The organism is Caenimonas sedimenti, from assembly GCF_007833165.1.
Lineage (GTDB): Bacteria > Pseudomonadota > Gammaproteobacteria > Burkholderiales > Burkholderiaceae_C > Ramlibacter > Ramlibacter sedimenti.
On record NZ_VOBQ01000029.1, the window covers coordinates 18,645 to 34,654 of the forward strand.

The 16,010-nt window shown below is 69.4% G+C and carries 15 protein-coding genes; 6 read left to right on the forward strand and 9 right to left on the reverse strand.

Annotated elements, in window-relative coordinates:
- Positions 1–2 precede the first annotated feature (2 nt).
- On the forward strand, positions 3–1,760 hold the full coding sequence (locus tag FN976_RS27510; RefSeq protein WP_145897070.1) for a lysoplasmalogenase family protein: 1,758 nt from the start codon (positions 3–5) through the stop codon (positions 1,758–1,760).
- Here FN976_RS27510 and FN976_RS27515 read toward each other — a convergent pair.
- Positions 1,699–3,213, reverse strand: a complete 1,515-nt coding sequence (locus FN976_RS27515; RefSeq protein ID WP_145897072.1) for a flavin-containing monooxygenase — start codon at positions 3,211–3,213, stop codon at positions 1,699–1,701. The genes FN976_RS27510 and FN976_RS27515 overlap by 62 nt on opposite strands.
- A 47-nt stretch (positions 3,214–3,260) precedes the next feature.
- Between FN976_RS27515 and FN976_RS27520 the strand changes: the two genes are divergently transcribed.
- Entirely contained in the window at positions 3,261–4,052 is a 792-nt protein-coding gene (locus FN976_RS27520) for a hydroxyacylglutathione hydrolase (protein ID WP_145897073.1), read from the forward strand.
- Positions 4,053–4,061: 9 nt separating this feature from the next.
- Here FN976_RS27520 and msrB read toward each other — a convergent pair whose 3' ends face one another.
- From msrB to FN976_RS27555, 6 genes are all read right to left on the reverse strand, one after another.
- Complete coding sequence (gene msrB / locus FN976_RS27525) at positions 4,062–4,535, reverse strand: peptide-methionine (R)-S-oxide reductase MsrB (RefSeq protein ID WP_145897075.1); 474 nt, start codon at positions 4,533–4,535, stop codon at positions 4,062–4,064.
- A 174-nt stretch (positions 4,536–4,709) separates the two neighbouring features.
- Positions 4,710–6,803, reverse strand: a complete 2,094-nt coding sequence (locus FN976_RS29670; RefSeq protein ID WP_186511243.1) for an NHL repeat-containing protein — start codon at positions 6,801–6,803, stop codon at positions 4,710–4,712.
- A gap of 121 nt (positions 6,804–6,924) precedes the next feature.
- A complete protein-coding gene (ruvB, locus tag FN976_RS27540; RefSeq protein ID WP_145897082.1) occupies positions 6,925–7,983 on the reverse strand; it encodes a Holliday junction branch migration DNA helicase RuvB in 1,059 nt (352 codons plus the stop codon).
- A gap of 10 nt (positions 7,984–7,993) precedes the next feature.
- Positions 7,994–8,569 carry a Holliday junction branch migration protein RuvA gene (gene ruvA, locus FN976_RS27545; protein WP_145897084.1) on the reverse strand — a complete coding sequence of 192 codons (576 nt, stop codon included), beginning with the start codon at positions 8,567–8,569 and terminating at the stop codon, positions 7,994–7,996.
- Positions 8,566–9,225: a response regulator gene (locus tag FN976_RS27550; RefSeq protein WP_145897086.1), complete on the reverse strand. Its 660-nt coding sequence runs from the start codon at positions 9,223–9,225 to the stop codon at positions 8,566–8,568. Before FN976_RS27550 ends, ruvA begins: the two co-directional genes overlap by 4 nt.
- The gene (locus tag FN976_RS27555; protein WP_186511245.1) at positions 9,222–11,069 is read right to left on the reverse strand and encodes a sensor histidine kinase; all 1,848 of its coding nucleotides are present in this window, start codon (positions 11,067–11,069) and stop codon (positions 9,222–9,224) included. Before FN976_RS27555 ends, FN976_RS27550 begins: the two co-directional genes overlap by 4 nt.
- Before the next feature lie 4 nt (positions 11,070–11,073).
- On the opposite strand from FN976_RS27555, the gene FN976_RS27560 reads away from it, so the two are divergent.
- Together FN976_RS27560 and ybeY are read left to right on the forward strand one after the other, a co-directional pair.
- Entirely contained in the window at positions 11,074–12,015 is a 942-nt protein-coding gene (locus tag FN976_RS27560) for a PhoH family protein (RefSeq protein WP_145897128.1), read from the forward strand.
- 65 nt (positions 12,016–12,080) lie between these two features.
- Positions 12,081–12,518, forward strand: a complete 438-nt coding sequence (ybeY, locus tag FN976_RS27565; RefSeq protein WP_255440878.1) for an rRNA maturation RNase YbeY — start codon at positions 12,081–12,083, stop codon at positions 12,516–12,518.
- Here ybeY and dtd read toward each other — a convergent pair.
- Positions 12,515–12,955 (reverse strand): D-aminoacyl-tRNA deacylase, encoded by a 441-nt coding sequence (gene dtd, locus FN976_RS27570; protein ID WP_145897092.1) that lies wholly within the window; start codon positions 12,953–12,955, stop codon positions 12,515–12,517. The genes ybeY and dtd overlap by 4 nt on opposite strands.
- The gene (locus tag FN976_RS27575; RefSeq protein WP_145897094.1) at positions 12,955–13,869 is read right to left on the reverse strand and encodes a cation diffusion facilitator family transporter; all 915 of its coding nucleotides are present in this window, start codon (positions 13,867–13,869) and stop codon (positions 12,955–12,957) included. The genes dtd and FN976_RS27575 overlap by 1 nt, the downstream gene beginning before the upstream one ends.
- A 30-nt stretch (positions 13,870–13,899) precedes the next feature.
- Here FN976_RS27575 and FN976_RS27580 point away from each other — a divergent pair, with 30 nt between their 5' ends.
- Entirely contained in the window at positions 13,900–15,360 is a 1,461-nt protein-coding gene (locus FN976_RS27580) for a sensor histidine kinase (RefSeq protein WP_145897097.1), read from the forward strand.
- Complete coding sequence (locus tag FN976_RS27585; RefSeq protein WP_145897099.1) at positions 15,357–15,983, forward strand: response regulator transcription factor; 627 nt, start codon at positions 15,357–15,359, stop codon at positions 15,981–15,983. Before FN976_RS27580 ends, FN976_RS27585 begins: the two co-directional genes overlap by 4 nt.
- Positions 15,984–16,010: the final 27 nt, after the last annotated feature.

The following is a 16,010-nucleotide window of genomic DNA, read 5'->3' on the forward strand; positions in this document are numbered from 1 at the left end:
GCATGCAGCTCTCGCCGAGCCAGGTCATCGTCCTGGCGACCCCTGTTTTCTTCCTGCTCATCGCGCTCGAGTTCGCCTGGGGCGTCCACAAGGGCCGCAACACCTACCGGCTGAACGACGCCATCAACAGCATCAGCCTGGGCATGCTGAGCGAGATCAGCAAGGTGCTGTTCCGGCTCGGCATCTACACCGTCGTGTTCTCCTCGGCGGCGCTGTGGCGCAACGACGCGTTCTGGATGTCGCCAGCGGGCTGGCTGCTGGCCCTTGTCTTCTACGATTTCTGCTACTACTGGCTGCACCGGGCCGGCCACGAAACCGCCTTGTTCTGGGCGGCGCATGTGGTGCACCACCAGAGCCAGGAGTACAACCTCTCCACGGCATTGCGCCAGACGAGTTCCGGCGTGTTGTTCGGGTGGATCTTCTACCTGCCGATGGCGCTGGCCGGCGTGCCACCCCTGGTGTTCGGCGTGGTGGCGCTGGTCGATCTGCTGTACCAGTTCTGGGTCCACACCGAGCACGTGCCCAAGCTCGGCTGGTTCGACCGCTGGTTCTGTTCGCCCTCGAACCACCGGGTGCACCACGCGGTGAACGACGAATATCTCGATCGCAACTACGGCGCCATCCTGATCATCTGGGACCGCATGTTCGGAAGCTTCAAGGAAGAAGGGACCAAATGCGTGTACGGCACCCGGGCGCCATTGAACAGCTGGGACCCCCTCTGGTCGAATGCCGAAGTCTATTGGGGCCTGGCGAAGGACAGCTGGCATGCCCGCAACTGGCTGGACAAGCTGCGGGTCTGGTTCAAGCCGCCCGGCTGGCGCCCCGCGGACGTGGCCGCAAGGTTTCCGAAGCCTGCGTTCGACCTGGAGCGGATGGAACGCTATGACCCACCCATGACTTCTGCGGTGGCTTGGTTCGGCGGGATCCAGTTCGTGGTGCTGCTGCAGGGCGTCGCGGTGTTCCTTTGGCACGTGGACCAAATGGCGTTGTCGCAGGCCGCCGTCTGGCTTGCGGCCTTGACCGCCGGCCTGTGGGCCATCGGGGCGGTGATGCAAGGGCGGATCACGATGCTGGAGGCCGTGCTGATCGAAGTGGCGGCGCTCGCCACCGCGACCGCTGCCGCCGGCTTGATCGACCTGTACCGCGTCTTCAAGCCGCTGGCGATGGTGCTGGCGATCGCGTTCGTGTGGCGGCGTGGCTCTTCCTCGCCCCGGTTCAAGGGTCTGCTCATCGCCGGCCTCGCCTTCTCCCTGGTCGGCGACGTGCTGCTGATGCTGCCCGGCCTCTTCATCCCCGGCCTCGTCGCCTTCCTGCTCGCGCATCTTTGCTACATCGCATTGTTCCGCCAGGACGCGCCCTGGTTCGCCAGCAAGCCCGCGCTCGCCGCCACGCTGGCCGCGGCCGGCGCGATGTACGCCTTCCTGTTCCCGTCACTCAACGCCGTGCTGCAGGTGGCGGTGGCTTGCTACGCCGTCGTGATTGCACTCATGGCCGCGCAAGCGATCGGCCGGGCGACGGTGCTGCGCGATGGTGCGTCGCTCGGTGTCGCGATCGGTGCCGTGTTCTTCATGCTGAGCGATTCGCTGCTGGCCATCAACAAGTTCGCCATGCCGTTGCCGCTGGCGCAGTTCTGGGTGCTGGCCACCTACTACACGGCGCAGGTGCTGATCGCGCGCCATGCGCAGCCCGGGACGCCGGTCAGCGCGGGGCCGGCTCCACTGGCGCAGCCGCTGGAGCCTTCCGCTTCGAGAACCGCATGACGCCATCGCGCAGCGGCGAGAACTTCAGCGCCATCAGGTCCAGGAAGTAGTTCTGGTAAAGGCGCCAGGGCCGCCGCTGGCCCTGCTTGGCCAGCAAGTGCGCCGAGCGTTGCACATAACCCGAGCTGAGGTTCAGGAACGGCTGCAGCGGCAGCGCCGGATCGTCGTTGACGGCCACGCAGACGTCGAGCTGCTTCGCTTCCATCTCGTTCAACAGGCGGCAGACATAGCGGGCGACGAGTTCGCACTTCAACGTCCATGAGGCATTGGTGTAGCCAGAAGCCACGGCCATGTTGGGCACGCCGCTGTAGAGGGCGCCGCGGTAGACGATCGTCCCTGCGGGGTCCAGCGGCACACCGTCGATGGTCAGCGCCGCGCCGCCCATCACCTTGAGCGTGAGCCCGGTGGCCGTGACGATCACGTCGGCCGGCAGCTCCTCGCCGGAAACCAGGCGGATGCCACCGGGCGTGAAGCAGGCGATCTCGCCGGTCACGATGTCCGCCTTGCCGCCGCGGATGGCGTGGAAGATGTCGGCGTCCGGCGCGATGCACAGGCGCTGGTCCCAGGGGTCGTAGCTCGGCGAGAGGTGGCGCTCGACATCGAAGACCGGGCCCAGGAACTTCCGCGCGATCCGCAGCACCGCGCGCTTCACCCCCGCCGGCCGCAGCCGCGAGTATTGGTAGAAGGCGGTGCTCAGCAGGATGTTCTTCCAACGGATGAGCGGATGCGAGAGCCCGGCCGGCAACACTTGGCGCAGTACCGCGCCGATGCGATCGCGCGTGGGCAGCGGGACGATGTAGCTGGGGGAGCGCTGCAGCATGGTCACGTGCGCCGCGGTGCGCGCCATGTCCGGCACCAGGGTGACCGCCGTCGCCCCGCTGCCGATGACCACCACCCGGCGGCCCGCGTGATCCAGGTCGGCGGGCCAGTGCTGCGGATGCACGATCCGTCCCTGAAACGTCTCGCGGCCGGGCCACGGCGGGTCGTGGGGCTGCTCGTAGTCGTAGTAGCCGCTGCAGAAGAAGAGGAAGCGGCAGGTGAAGCGCGCTTCACCCGCGGACTCGCCATCCGTCTTCGCAGTCACGGTCCAGCGCGCCGCCTCCGAACCACATGCCGCGCCGGTGACGCGGTGACCGAACCGGATGTGCCGGTCGATTCCTTCTTCCCGCGCCGTGTCCCGCACGTAGTCGCGGATCGCCGGGCCGGGCGCGAAGCTGGCGTTGCTCGCCCACGGCCGGAAGCTGTAGCCCAGCGTGAACATGTCGGAGTCGGACCGCACGCCGGGATAACGGAACAGGTCCCAGGTGCCGCCGATCGCCTGCCGGCCTTCCAGGATGACGTAGCTGCGCCCGGGGCAAAGTGCCTGCAGGTAGTGCGCGGCCGCAATGCCCGACAGGCCGGCGCCGACGATGACGACGTCGAAGAAATGGCCGGCAGGGTCATTCGCGCTCATGGGGCAGCACGCTACCATGCGTGGCAGGACATGCCCAGGAGCAGCAATTGATCGTCGAACGAATCTGGACCGGCAACGCGTTGCGCAACTTCAACTACCTGGTGGCGTGCCCCGACACCGGGGAAGCGCTGGCCATCGATCCGCTGGACCATGAGAAGACGTTGGCCACCGCCAAGGTCAAGGGCTGGCAGATCACCCAGGTGCTCAACACCCACGAGCACCATGACCATGTGGGCGGGAACGCGGCCGTGGTCGCCGCCACCGGCGCCAAGGTGATCGCGCATGAAAAGGCGGCCAAGCTGATCCCCGGTGTCGACCGCGGCGTGCGCGCCGGCGACGTGATCAAGGTCGGCAAGCGCGTCGAGCTGGAATGCCTGGACACGCCCGGCCACACCTTCTGCCACATCTGCCTGCGCTCGCACACGGACGAGCCGGCCCTCTTCTCCGGCGACACGCTGTTCAATGCCGGCGCCGGCAACGTGCACAACGGCGGCAGCGTGGACGCGCTGTTCCAAACCTTCGCCGACCAGATCACGCGCCTGCCCGACAACACGCGGGTCTATCCCGGCCACGACTACATCGAGAACAACCTGAGGTTCACCCTCGCGCGCGAGCCGGGCAACGAAGCGGCGCAGGCGCTGCTGCCGCAGGTGGTGGGCCACGACCCGGCACAGTCCATCGTCACCACGCTGGCCGAGGAGAAGCGCATCAACACCTTCATGCGGCTGGACAGCCCCAAGGTGATCGCCGCGCTGCGCGAGAAGTTTCCGGATCTGCCGGAGCAACCCGACGCCAAGACCGTCTTCACGCGCTTGCGCGAGCTGCGCAACAGCTGGTGAAGCCGGAGCTCAGGCCGCGCCGGGGATGAACTTCAGCGCGACCCCGTTGCTGCAATAGCGCTTGCCAGTCGGCTTGGGCCCATCGCCGAACACGTGGCCATGGTGGCCACCGCACTTCGCGCAGTGGTATTCGGTGCGCGGAATGATCAGCCAGAAGTCGATCGACGTCTCCAGCGCATCGGGCAGCGGCGCGTAGAAGCTCGGCCACCCGGTGCCGCTGTCGTACTTGGTCTCCGACGAGAACAGCGGGAGTTCGCAGCCGGCGCAGTGGTAGGTGCCCTTGCGATGCTCGTGGTTCAGCGGGCTGGAGCGGGCCGTTTCGGTCCCGGCGCGGCGCAGCACGTCGTATTGCGCGGGCGTCAGGCGGCGGCGCCATTCCTCCTCCGGCAGGTGCAGCTTGGGCGGGGGCGCGGCAGCGGCAAGGGCCGGGGCGGCGCCCAGGCCGAACAGGGTGATGCGTTTCATGGCTTGACGGCGTTGCATGCCGGTAGTCGTCCCAGGCGCGTCGCTCTTACACCGCTGGCGGCTGGACCCGCAGCACCGCGTTCTCGCTCATCACGTAGAGCGCGCCGTCCGGCGCGGCCAGCACGACCATGACATGGTGCAACGTGCCCGGCCGTCGAAGGCGAGGAGCGAGGGTTCGTGGTACTCGTTGGATCAACCCTCCCGGAGGGTGAGCACCGAGTTCTCGCTCAGCGCGTAGATCACGTCGCCCGAGGCCATCAGGCCCTGGACGAAGTTCAGCGCGCCCGGCAAGGCGCCAAGACGGACGCCGTGCCGGAACGCCTGCGCCTGGCCCGCGACCAGCCGGGGCGCGCCACCGGCAGCGTCCAGCTTGAACAGGGTGACGCGCGAGAACCCCGTCACGCCATCGGAATTGGTGAGCGTGAAGAACACTTCGCCGTTGGGGCGCACCGCCATCGCCGTCAACGCGCCCGTCGTTCCGGCGCCGGCCACCGGCGCGAGCAGCGTCGGCGCGCCACCTTCCGGTCCGATGCGCCGGACATTGCCCAGCCGCGTGTCGAGCACGTGGACACGGCCGGTCGCATCGACGGCCAGCACCGATGGCGCGTGGTAATCCGCAGACAGGTCGCCTGGCGTGCCCGCGCCGAAGATGAATTCTCGGCCGCGCGCACCGGAGAAGGTCGACACCACGCCGGCCGGCGTGATCTTGCGGATCGTGTTGCCGTACTTGTAGCTGGACGTGTGCGCAAACCAGCCGGTGGACGTGATGTCGGGCGCGTCACCGACGAACAGGTTGCCTTGCAGGTCGAATGCCAGCCCCTGCGGTCGGGCGAAGGTGGCTTCCAGCGCCGGCCCGTCGGCAAAGCCCAGCACCCCGGGCTGCCCCGCGAAAATGCTCTGCGAGCCATCCGGCGCGACGCGCACGATGGCGCGGTTGCGCACGCCATACAAGTTGCCGGCCGCGTCGATCGCCAGTCCGCCTTGCGATGGGAAGCCGGAGAAGAGCGTGGAAACGATGCCTTGCGGCGTCACCTTGCGTACGTTTTCCCGTTGCACGTCCAGCAGATACAGATTGCCGGCGGCATCCAGGGCCATCGACCCGTTCAGCTGGTCGAACCGCGCGGCCGCGCCGGTGCCGTCGGCGCGGCCATTCCGCGGCGCGCGGCCGATGACCGCCACGTGGGCTCCCTCCCCAGCGGTGATGCGGCGGATGACCGCATTGCCGGTGTCCGCGAGCACCAGGTCACCGTTGGCCAGCACCGCCAGCCCTGTCAGGGTATTGAAGCGGGCGCCGGTCCCCGGGTTTTCGTCGTAGCCGGCGGCGTCCCAGACGCCGGCGACGGTGCGCACCGAGCCGTCCAGCCCAAGCCGCACGACGCTGGCCTCGCGCAGGGCATAGACGGCGTCGGCACCGGCGGCAACGGTCGCCCTGCGCGCGTATTCGGGGACCGTCCCCGGCAGGGTCGTCACTTGGCCCTGGGGGGTCATGCGGCGCCAGCGGTCGCCATCCAGCACGAGGAAATCTCCGCCGGCGAGCCGCACCAGGCCGTGCAACGCCGAGAAGCCCGCTGCCGCGCCCGTCCCGTCCACCGATGCGGTGTTGGTGGGGCCGCCAGCCACGGACGTGACCCTGCCGTCGGGCGCCATCTTCCGGACGGCGAGATTGCCTGCATCGATGAAATAGAAATCCTGGCCGTCGTAGACCAGCCTCCCCGGCAGCTTCATGCGCGCGGTGGCGCCGTCGCCATCGACGAAGCCGCCATTGGGAAAGGGTTGGGGCAGCCCCGCCACGAGCTCGAACACGGACGCTTCCCCGGTGCGCTCCACGAGACGGTAGATGGCACCCATGCCGCCCGCCGCGGCATAGAGCGTGCCCTGGGCGTCGACCGCCATGCCGCTCATCGAGATGTACGGGAACTGGGCCAGGTAGCGCACGTCCCCGGCGGCCGTGACCTTGCCGACCATGATGCCATCGGCGAAGTACACATCACCGGAAGGCGCCACCGCCAGCCATTGGGGCCGCGAGAGGCGGGCGTCCGCACCGTGGCCTTCGAGCGAACCGGGGCCGCCCAATCCGCCAGCCAGCAAGGCGATGCCGGCGGCGGAAGGCGCGGGCGTCGGGGCCGGTGTCGGCGCGGACGTGGGCGCCGGGGTCGGCGCGGGAGTGGGTGCCGGCGCGGGGTCCGAGCCGCCGCCGCCGCAGCCCGCCAGGGCGAGCAGCGCGGAGCCGCCGATGCCCGCGGCGAAGCCGCGGCGCGTGAGGGAGTGATCCGGGGGGTTCGTCATGGAACGCAATCATGGCCAGGAGGAATACAGCGGGCCAACGCCTTTGCCAGACTTCACAAATGTTCCAACCGGCTTTACCGCGGCAGCACGCGGGCAACAAGCCGCGTCGCTTTCGCGCGACTCAACTGCCGAACAGCTCTCCCGCGCTCTTCGGCGGCACCACGCCCAGGTGCCGGTACGCCGCGAGCGTGGCGATGCGCCCGCGCGGCGTGCGCTGCAGGTAGCCCTGCTGGATGAGGTAGGGCTCGATCACGTCTTCGATGGTGTCGCGTTCCTCGCCGATGGAGGCCGCCACGTTGTCGAGCCCGACCGGTCCGCCGTCGAAGCGGTGGATCACGGCTTCCAGCAGCTTGCGGTCCATCACGTCGAAGCCCTGCGGGTCGACGTCGAGCATGGCCAGTGCCTTGTGCGCGATCTCCCGGCTGATGTGGCCCGTGCCCTTGACGTCGGCGTAGTCGCGCACGCGGCGCAGCAGCCGGTTGGCGATGCGCGGGGTGCCGCGCGAGCGGCGCGCGATCTCCGCGCCGCCCTCGGCGTCCAGCGGGGCTTTCAGCAATCCCGCGCTGCGCGTGACGATGCGCGCGAGCTCCTCCGGCGTGTAGAACTCCAGCCGCGCGACGATGCCGAAGCGGTCGCGCAGCGGATTCGTGAGCATGCCGGCCCGCGTGGTCGCGCCCACCAGCGTGAACGGCTGCAGGTCGAGCTTGATCGAGCGGGCGGCGGGGCCCTCGCCGATCATGATGTCGATCTGGTAGTCCTCCAGCGCCGGGTAGAGGATTTCCTCGACGACCGGCGAGAGCCGGTGGATCTCGTCGATGAACAGGACGTCGTTCTTCTCGAGGTTGGTCAGCAGCGCCGCCAGGTCCTTCGGCTTCTCCAGCACCGGCCCCGAGGTCGAGCGCAGGTTGACGCCCAGCTCGTTGGCGATGATGTGCGACAGCGTCGTCTTGCCCAGGCCGGGCGGGCCGAACAGCAGCACGTGGTCGAGCGCCTCGCCGCGCTTGCGCGCCGCCCCGATGAAGATCTCCAGCTGCTCGCGGGTCTTGGCCTGCCCCACGTACTCCGCCAGGCCTTTGGGGCGCAGCGCGCGCTCGATGGCCTCTTCGGCCGGTGACGCGGGCGCCGCCGAGACCACGCGCTTGTCGGGCGCGGGCGCGAAATCGTCGGTGTGGATCGCCACGGCTGCGGGCCTAGCGCGCCAGCGCCTTCAGCGCCTGCTTGATGCCGTCGCTGACGCCGATGTCCTTCGGCAGCGACTTGAGCGTGGCCGCCGCTTCCTTGTCGCTGTAGCCCAGCGCCAGCAGGGCCTGCAGGATGTCGGCCTGGGCGTCACTGGCGCCGCCGAGCGCGGCATTGCCCAGGTCCGCGCCGAACTTGCCCTTCAGTTCGAGCAGCAGCCGCTCCGCCGTCTTCTTGCCGATGCCCGGCACCTTGACGAGGCGGCTGGCGTCCTGCGCCGTCACCGCCTGCGCGATGTCGCCCACGCTCATGCCGCTCAGCAGGCCCAGCGCGGTGCGCGGACCCACACCGGAAATCTTGATGAGCTGGCGGAAAGCCTCGCGCTCGCCGGCGGTGCCGAAGCCGAAGAGAACCTGCGCGTCTTCGCGCACGACGAAATGGGTGAGCAGCGTGACCTTCTCGCCCAGCCCCGGCAGGTTGTAGAAAGTGCTCATGGGCACGTCGACCTCGTAGCCGACACCGCTGCAATCCACCAGCACCTGCGGCGGGTTCTTGTCGGCCAGCACGCCGTTCAGGCGGCCGATCATGGGCGGACCAGGCCGCGCCGTGCGGCTTCGAGCGCGGCTTCGGCGCGGGAGGACACGTTGAGCTTGCGGTAGATCTGCTTGATGTAGTCCGCGATGGTGTGGCGCGACAGGCCGAACTGCTGCGCGATTTCGGGCAGGGTGTAGCCCTTCGCGACGCGTTGCAGCACCTCCGTCTCTCGGTCGGTCAGGTGCACCTGTTCCTCGAGCTGGCGCATGGCCGCCTGCCGCATTTCGGCCGCGGTGGCGAAATACGCCAGCACGCGGCGCGCGATCGGTGGCGAGAGCGGCGGTTCGCCATCGACCATGCGCAGCAGCTGGGCCACCAGGGTTTCGCGCGGTTGCTCCTTCAGGAGGTAACCGAAAGCGCCAGCCTGCAAAGCGGGGAACAGGTGGTCGTCGTCGTCGTAGATGGTCACCACCACCGGCAGCGCCTGCGGCTGCGCGCGGCGCAGGGCGGCGACGACGTCCAGCCCGCTGCCGTCCGGCAGGCCCAGGTCGATCAGGGCCAGGTCGAACCGGCCGCCCTGGATGCATCGCAGCGCCTCGTCCCGGCGCGCGGCGCTGGTCACCTGGAGTTCGGGGAACGCACTGATCGCCACTTCTCCCAGCCAGGCGCGGATGTCGGGCAGGTCTTCGACGATCAGGGCGTGCTTCATGTGCGATCGATGTTAGCGGATTGCGCGAGCGGTACCGTCAGGGACAGGCGGGTGCCGCCCGCCGCGCCGCCGCCCAGCGTGTACTCACCGCGCAACTGGCGGATGCGCCGTTCGATGCTCAACAGGCCATGGCCCCGGCCGGCCTGGGCCACCCCCGGCGGCAGGCCGGCCCCATCGTCTTCCACCTCCATGCGCAGGGCTGCGCCTACCAGGGCGATGCGCACGGCACAGTGGCGAGCACGGCTGTGCCGGATGGTGTTGGAGATCGCTTCGCGCAGCACGCGCGTCAGTTGCACGTGGGTGCGGGCGGGCAGCACCAGGCCGTCCGGCGGCTCACCCGCTTCCCAATGCGCCTCGATGCCGGCGGCCACCAGCCGGGTCACCGTCTCGGCCCGCCAGTCGGCCAGCACGTCGGCCGCCAGCGACGGCTCGCCGGTCAGGCCGCGCACGGACAGGCGCATCTCGTCCAGCGCCTGCCGGGCCATGCCGGCGACGCGCTCCCGGTCGTCCACATGCAGGCTGGCCTGCGCGATGGTGAGCAGCTTGGCGCCCAGGTCATCGTGCAGGTCGGACGCGATGCGCTGGCGCTCCGTCTGCGCGGCTTGCGCCGCGCGCAGCGTGGTCAGCTGCTCGTAGTTGCGCTCCAGCTCGCGGGACTTTTCCGCCACGCGCTGCTCCAGCACCACGTTGGCGGTTTCCGCCTGGTGCAGCGCCTGCACGAACAGCTGGATCAGGCGCACGCCGATCACCGCAAACACGAACGGCATCGCGAAGTGGATCAGGTGGATCTTGGGCAGCGGCAGCAGGTCGTTCTGCAGCGCGATCTCCAGAGCCACCAGCACCAGGGCCACGGCCAGCACGCCGCCCATGAGCCAGAACTCGCGGCGGCGGCGGCGCCAGGCGACCACGAAGAACCAGATCACGCAAGCTGCGAATTCGACCGCCGTCAGGTTGTAGACCGTGCTCGCGGCGCGCAGCAGGTGCTCGCGCCCGGCCAGGGCCAGGACCACGGGGACCACCAGCGCCTGCAGCCAGAGGAGGGCGTCGACCCACGGCCTCCGCCGCTCCAGGTAGCGCATCAGGAACAGATAGGCGCACGCCAGGATGGGCGGGAACGCGCTGCAGATCAGGATCTCCGTCTGCAGGTGTCCCAATGGCACGTTCTGCACGAAGAGCCGCGCGCTGAGCAGGCTCCAGCCGATCGAGAACAGGCCGAAGTAGAACAGGTACGTGTCCTTGCGCCGCAGCGCCGCCAGGCCGAGCATGGACACGCCGAGCGCGCCGATGGTGGCAGCGATGATCTGCGCCACGGTGATGTTCCAGAACAGCTGGCGGTCGTAGGCCGGCTGCAGTTCCTCCCGGGGCCCGATCTGCAGGGCCGACAAGCCGGCGGCCCGCTGGCGAGCCGAAACCTCGCGCGCGGCAAAGCCGGTCACCCGCACCACCAGTTCGTTCGTGCCGGGCCGCAGCAGCGCGCGCGGCAAGGGAAGCAAGTGCGGGTAGTAGCAGTTGCGGGCGACGGGCGCGGACATCAGGCCGCCACTGCCCACCAGTTCGCCGTTGAGCGAGACCTCCAGGTTGGTGCAGGCGCGCTGCACGTAGACACCCAGCAGCCCGGCGTCCAGGGGCGCCTCGAAGCGCAGGCGATACCAGACGTCGCCGGTATGGCCCGGGAAGGTGGTTTCCCAGTTGTGCGGCAGGGCGACCGGCTGCCATTCGCCGGTGGGCCCCGCCGGGGTGCCGATCGCCGCTTGCGCCTGGTTCAGTTCCAGCACGGCGGCCGGCGCACCGCCGGCCACCAGCAGGCAGAGAACGGCGACAATCCTTCGCAAGACCCAAAGCATGCCCATGATTCTCCGTCACAGCTTCACCCCGGCCAGCAACACCCGCCTGTCCCACCTGTGCGGACCGCTCGACGAGCACCTGCGCACCATCGAGGAAGCCCTGCAGGTCCGCATCGGCCACCGCCAGGAGCACTTTCGCGTCGAGGGTCCCAAGGCCAAGGCGGAGCGCGCGATGAACGTGCTGCAGGCGATGTACGAGATGGCCGGCCGCACGATCCCCCGCGAGCGCGTGCAGCTGATGGTGGCCGGCGATGCGCCACTGCAGGAGGACGAAGACGGTGCGATGGTCCTGCAGACGCGGCGCAGCGACCTGAAGGCGCGCACGCCGAACCAGAGCGTGTACCTCGAGAACATCGCCAGCCACGACATCACCTTCGGCATCGGCCCCGCCGGCACCGGCAAGACCTACCTGGCGGTCGCGTGCGCGGTCGATGCGCTGGAGCGCAGCGCGGTGCAGCGCATCGTGCTCACGCGTCCCGCGGTCGAGGCCGGCGAGAAGCTCGGCTTCCTGCCGGGCGACCTGTCGCAGAAGGTGGACCCTTACCTGCGGCCGCTCTACGACGCGCTGTACGAGCTGATGGGCATGGAGCGTGTGGTGAAGGCTTTCGAGCGCAACGCGCTGGAAGTCGCGCCGCTCGCCTTCATGCGCGGCCGCACCTTGAACAATGCCTTCGTCATCCTCGACGAAGCGCAGAACACCACGCCGGAGCAGATGAAGATGTTCCTCACCCGCATCGGCTTCGGCAGCAAGTGCGTGGTGACGGGTGACATCAGCCAGATCGACCTCCCCAAGGGCCACCTGTCGGGGCTGGTCGATGCCGAACGCGTGCTGCGGCGCGTGAAGGGCATCGCCCACACGCGGTTCACCAGCGCCGACGTGGTGCGGCATCCATTGGTGGCACGCATCGTCGATGCATACGACGCCGCCCGCGGCAAGGACGCATGACAAGCCGTCATTCCCGCCCCCCGCCTTCGCGGAGGGCAGGCTCGGGCGGGAATCCAGGGCTTCCATTGGATCTCACTTTGCAGTTCGGCCGCTTCGCCGACGCGGCGGTGCATCGTTCGGTGTTGAAGACGCCCAAGGTGAAAACCTGGATCGCGCAGGCCTTGCTGCGGCCCGGGGAGATCGCGGTCCGCATCGTCGGCGAGGACGAAGGGCGTGCGCTCAACCTTCAGTACCGCGGCAAGGACTACGCGACCAACGTGCTGACCTTCGACTACACGCGCGAACCGCAGGTGGCCGCGGACCTCGTGCTGTGCGGCCCCGTGGTGGCCGCCGAAGCCCGTGCGCAGGGCAAGACGCTGGAAGCGCACTACGCGCACCTGCTGGTGCACGGCACGTTGCATGCGCAGGGTTATGACCACGAGAGCGGCGAACGGGATGCGCTCGAGATGGAGGCGCTGGAGATCCTGCTGCTGGGGGCGCTGGGCTTCGAGAATCCGTACTAGCGCACCGTCAACGGGATCGTCACCGGCCCGTCGTTGACCAGGTGCACCTTCATGTCGGCCGCGAACTCACCGGTCTGCACCACCGGATGCGCGGCCCGCGCCTGCGCCACGAAGTAATCGTAGAGCCGCCGGCCCTCCTCCGGCGCGGCGGCATTCGTGAAGCTCGGCCGGTTGCCACCGCTGGTGTCGGCCGCCAGCGTGAACTGGCTGACCAGCAGCAGGCCACCCGCCACGTCCTGCACGCTGCGGTTCATCTTGCCGGCGTCGTCGCTGAAGACGCGCAGCTTCAGGATCTTGGCGAGCAGCTTGTCGGCCTGCGCCTCGCTGTCGCCGCGTTCGGCGCACACCAGCACGAGGAAGCCATGACCGATCTCCCCGGTCACGCGCCCGTCCACCAGCACTTTCGCTTCACTCACCCGTTGCGCGACGGCCAGCATCAGATCAAGTCCTTCTCGTCGTCGAAGTGGGCCTCGACATCACTGGGCAGCAGCTGGATGGTGGCGCGCAGCCCCGGCACCGCGCTCATGAGCGCCTGTTCGACCGAGCCCCGCAAGGCCGCCGCCCTGCCGAGCGTCCAGCTGGCCGGCATGTGCATGTGCATGTCCACGAAGCGGCGCCGGCCGGAGCGGCGGGTCGTCAGGTGGTCGAAGCGGATCGTGCGGTGGTCGAACTGGGCCAGCGTCTTCTCGATCTCGGCCATGACCTCGTCTTCCACGGCCCGGTCCATCAGGCCCTCGCTGGACCGCCACATCAGGTGCACGCCTTCGCGCATGATGTTCATGGCGACGGCGATGGCGATCGCGGGGTCGAGCCACAGCCAGCCCGTGAGGGCCACCAGCGCGACCGCCACGATCACGCCGGCCGACGTCCACACGTCGGTGAGCAGGTGGCGCGCATCGCCTTCGAGCGCCATCGAGCGGTGCACGCGCGCCGAGCGCAGCATCAGCCAGGCCAGGCCGCCGTTCAAGGCGGAGCTCACCACGGCAAGCGCCAGCCCCAGCCCGACCTGCTCGAGGCCCCGCGGGTCATTGAACCGCAGCAGTGCGGCCCAGACGATGCCCACCGCCGCCACGATGATCAGCAGGCCCTCGAACCCCGCCGAGAAGTATTCGGCCTTGTGGTGGCCGTAGGGGTGGTCGGCGTCGGCGGGCCGCATGGCGATGTTCACCATCAGCAGGGCGAAGAGCGCGCTGGCCAGGTTGACGATCGACTCCATCGCGTCCGACAGCAGGCCGACGGAGCCGGTCAGCCACCAGGCCAGGAACTTCAGCGCGATCGTCACTGCCGCCACAACCACGGACGCCCGCAGCAGCTTCTGCGGCGTCAGCGACTCGGGCGACCAGGTGTTCATGCCGGGGATTGTGCGTGCAGAATCGCAGCCATGCGCAGCCTGCTCGTCCGTCATGCCATGTGGATCGTGCTCGGCCTGCTGCTGGCGGGTACCGGCTGCGTATTGCTGGCGCGCGCGGAATTGGCGCGGGCGCGCGATGCCTTCGAAACCGACGCCCGCATCGCGCACCGCCTGCTCAGCCAGCGTGTGGTGCAGCACGACGCGGTGCTCGCCACGCTGGCGCTGTTGCAGCCTGCGGGCACGGGGCAGTCCGCCGAGCAGCGCCTGCCGGCACTCTATCCGCAGATCCTCGCCGTGCAGCGGCGCGATGCCGGGGCCGCATGGCCCGAGGCGCGCCTCGCCGCGGCCGAGGCCCAGTCGCGCCAGTTGCGGCGGGCCGTGCTGGCGGGCGTGGACCTGCCGCAAGGCCGTTACGAACTGGTGCTGGCGTCCGAACCGGGCAGCTTCGCCTTGCGCATGGACTTGAAGGCCGTCGTGCCGTGGTCCGAATGGCCGATGCCGCCCGAAACCAGCCCCGTCCAGCTGACGCTGGAGCACGCGGGCCAACGCTTCGTGCTGCAGCCAGGCCGCGCGGACGCCACCGGGTGGCGCTACGAATTCCGCAAGCACCTCGCCGCCGAAAGCCAGCCTTTCGACGTGGTCGCGGTGCGCACCGTCGGCTGGGGCGAATTGCCCTGGGGCCAGATGCTGGCCTGGACGCTGGGTGTGGCCGCCTTGCTCGCCGCGCTGCAGGCCTGGCAGCGCCAGCGTGCCGCGCGCCGCCGGGCCGAGGAACTGCTGCGGCTCGGCCAGGTGGCGCGCCTGAACACGCTGGGTGAACTGGCCGCGGGCATGGCGCACGAACTGAACCAGCCGCTCGCCGCTTTGCTGGCGAACACCCAGGCGGCCAGCCGCCTGCTGGCGGAAGACCCGCCGGAGCTGGACACCGCGCGCGGCGCGATGCAGCAGGCGGCGGACCAGGCGCGCCGCGCGTCCGACGTGCTGGGCCGCCTGCGCCGCGCCGTGGAGCGGCCCGGCCAGGGCACACCGGTGCAGTCGGTGTCGCTGGCTGAAGCGGTGCGCAAGGCATTGGACCTGCTGGACCCCGAGATCGCGCGCCGCCAGGTGGCCACGCGCGTGGACGGGGCCGACGCCGCGTTCGCGGTGCGCGCCGAGCCGGTGGCGCTGGAGCAGATCATCCACAACCTGTTGATGAATGCCCTGCAGGCACTGGACCAGGTGCCGCAAGAGGAGCGCACGCTGCGCCTGGAACTGAGCCGGCAAGGGGACGAAGGCCGCTTGAGCGTGATCGACAGCGGGCCGGGCATCGCGCCGGACGCGCTGGCGCATGTCTTCGAACCGTTCTACAGCACGCGCGACCAGGGGCTGGGCTTGGGGCTGAGCCTTTGCGAGAGCCTGGCCACCGGCATGGGCGGCCGCCTGCAGGCCGCGCACGGGACGCCGCGCGGCGCCGCCTTCCACCTGCAACTGCCGTTGGCAGGAACGGCATGAGCGCACCTTCGCTGTCGCCGCTGATCCACCTGATCGACGACGATTCGGCGGTGCGCAGCGCCCTGGCGCTTTTGATCTCCACCGTCGGCCTGCGCGTGCACGGCTGGGACGACCCGCAGGCCTTCCTGCGCGACTTCGACCGGCAGGACATCGGCGCCATCGTGCTCGACGTGCGCATGCCTGGCATCAGCGGCCTGACCGTGCTCGACACCCTGAAGGCAGAGGGCGTGGACCAGCCGGTCATCATGCTCACCGGCCATGGCACGGTCGAGATGTGCCGGCGCGCCTTCAAGTCCGGCGCGGCGGAGTTCCTGGAGAAGCCGGTCGACGACGAGGTGCTGCTGGAAGCGCTGCAGAACGCCGTGCGGCAGCACGTCCAATCGCGCGAACGCCACGCGGCCGACCGCACCGCGCGCGAGCGCTATGCGCAGCTCTCCGAACGCGAGCGCGAGGTGCTGGGGCTGATCGTCGCCGGGCTCACCAACAAGGAGGTCGCGCGGTCGCTCTCGCTGTCGCCCCGCACGGTGGAGACGCACCGCGCGAACATCTTCGGCAAGCTGCAGGCGGAGTCGCTGGCCCAGTTGATCCGGCACTACGCGGCGCTGGTGGAAGCCGCTCCGTAGTTGTACGGAGGGACGGGCGTAGCGCTA

Excerpts from the sequence above, each read along its gene's own strand:
- FN976_RS27510 (WP_145897070.1), top strand. The coding sequence starts at position 3 with ATGCAGCTCTCGCCGAGCCAGGTCATCGTCCTGGCGACCCCTGTTTTC.
- FN976_RS27515 (WP_145897072.1), bottom strand. The coding sequence starts at position 3,213 with ATGAGCGCGAATGACCCTGCCGGCCATTTCTTCGACGTCGTCATCGTC.
- msrB (WP_145897075.1), bottom strand. The coding sequence starts at position 4,535 with ATGCAACGCCGTCAAGCCATGAAACGCATCACCCTGTTCGGCCTGGGC.
- FN976_RS29670 (WP_186511243.1), bottom strand. The coding sequence starts at position 6,803 with ATGACGAACCCCCCGGATCACTCCCTCACGCGCCGCGGCTTCGCCGCG.
- ruvA (WP_145897084.1), bottom strand. The coding sequence starts at position 8,569 with ATGATCGGCCGCCTGAACGGCGTGCTGGCCGACAAGAACCCGCCGCAG.
- FN976_RS27550 (WP_145897086.1), bottom strand. The coding sequence starts at position 9,225 with ATGAAGCACGCCCTGATCGTCGAAGACCTGCCCGACATCCGCGCCTGG.
- FN976_RS27555 (WP_186511245.1), bottom strand. The coding sequence starts at position 11,069 with ATGCTTTGGGTCTTGCGAAGGATTGTCGCCGTTCTCTGCCTGCTGGTG.
- FN976_RS27560 (WP_145897128.1), top strand. The coding sequence starts at position 11,074 with ATGATTCTCCGTCACAGCTTCACCCCGGCCAGCAACACCCGCCTGTCC.
- dtd (WP_145897092.1), bottom strand. The coding sequence starts at position 12,955 with ATGCTGGCCGTCGCGCAACGGGTGAGTGAAGCGAAAGTGCTGGTGGAC.
- FN976_RS27575 (WP_145897094.1), bottom strand. The coding sequence starts at position 13,869 with ATGAACACCTGGTCGCCCGAGTCGCTGACGCCGCAGAAGCTGCTGCGG.
- FN976_RS27580 (WP_145897097.1), top strand. The coding sequence starts at position 13,900 with ATGCGCAGCCTGCTCGTCCGTCATGCCATGTGGATCGTGCTCGGCCTG.
- FN976_RS27585 (WP_145897099.1), top strand. The coding sequence starts at position 15,357 with ATGAGCGCACCTTCGCTGTCGCCGCTGATCCACCTGATCGACGACGAT.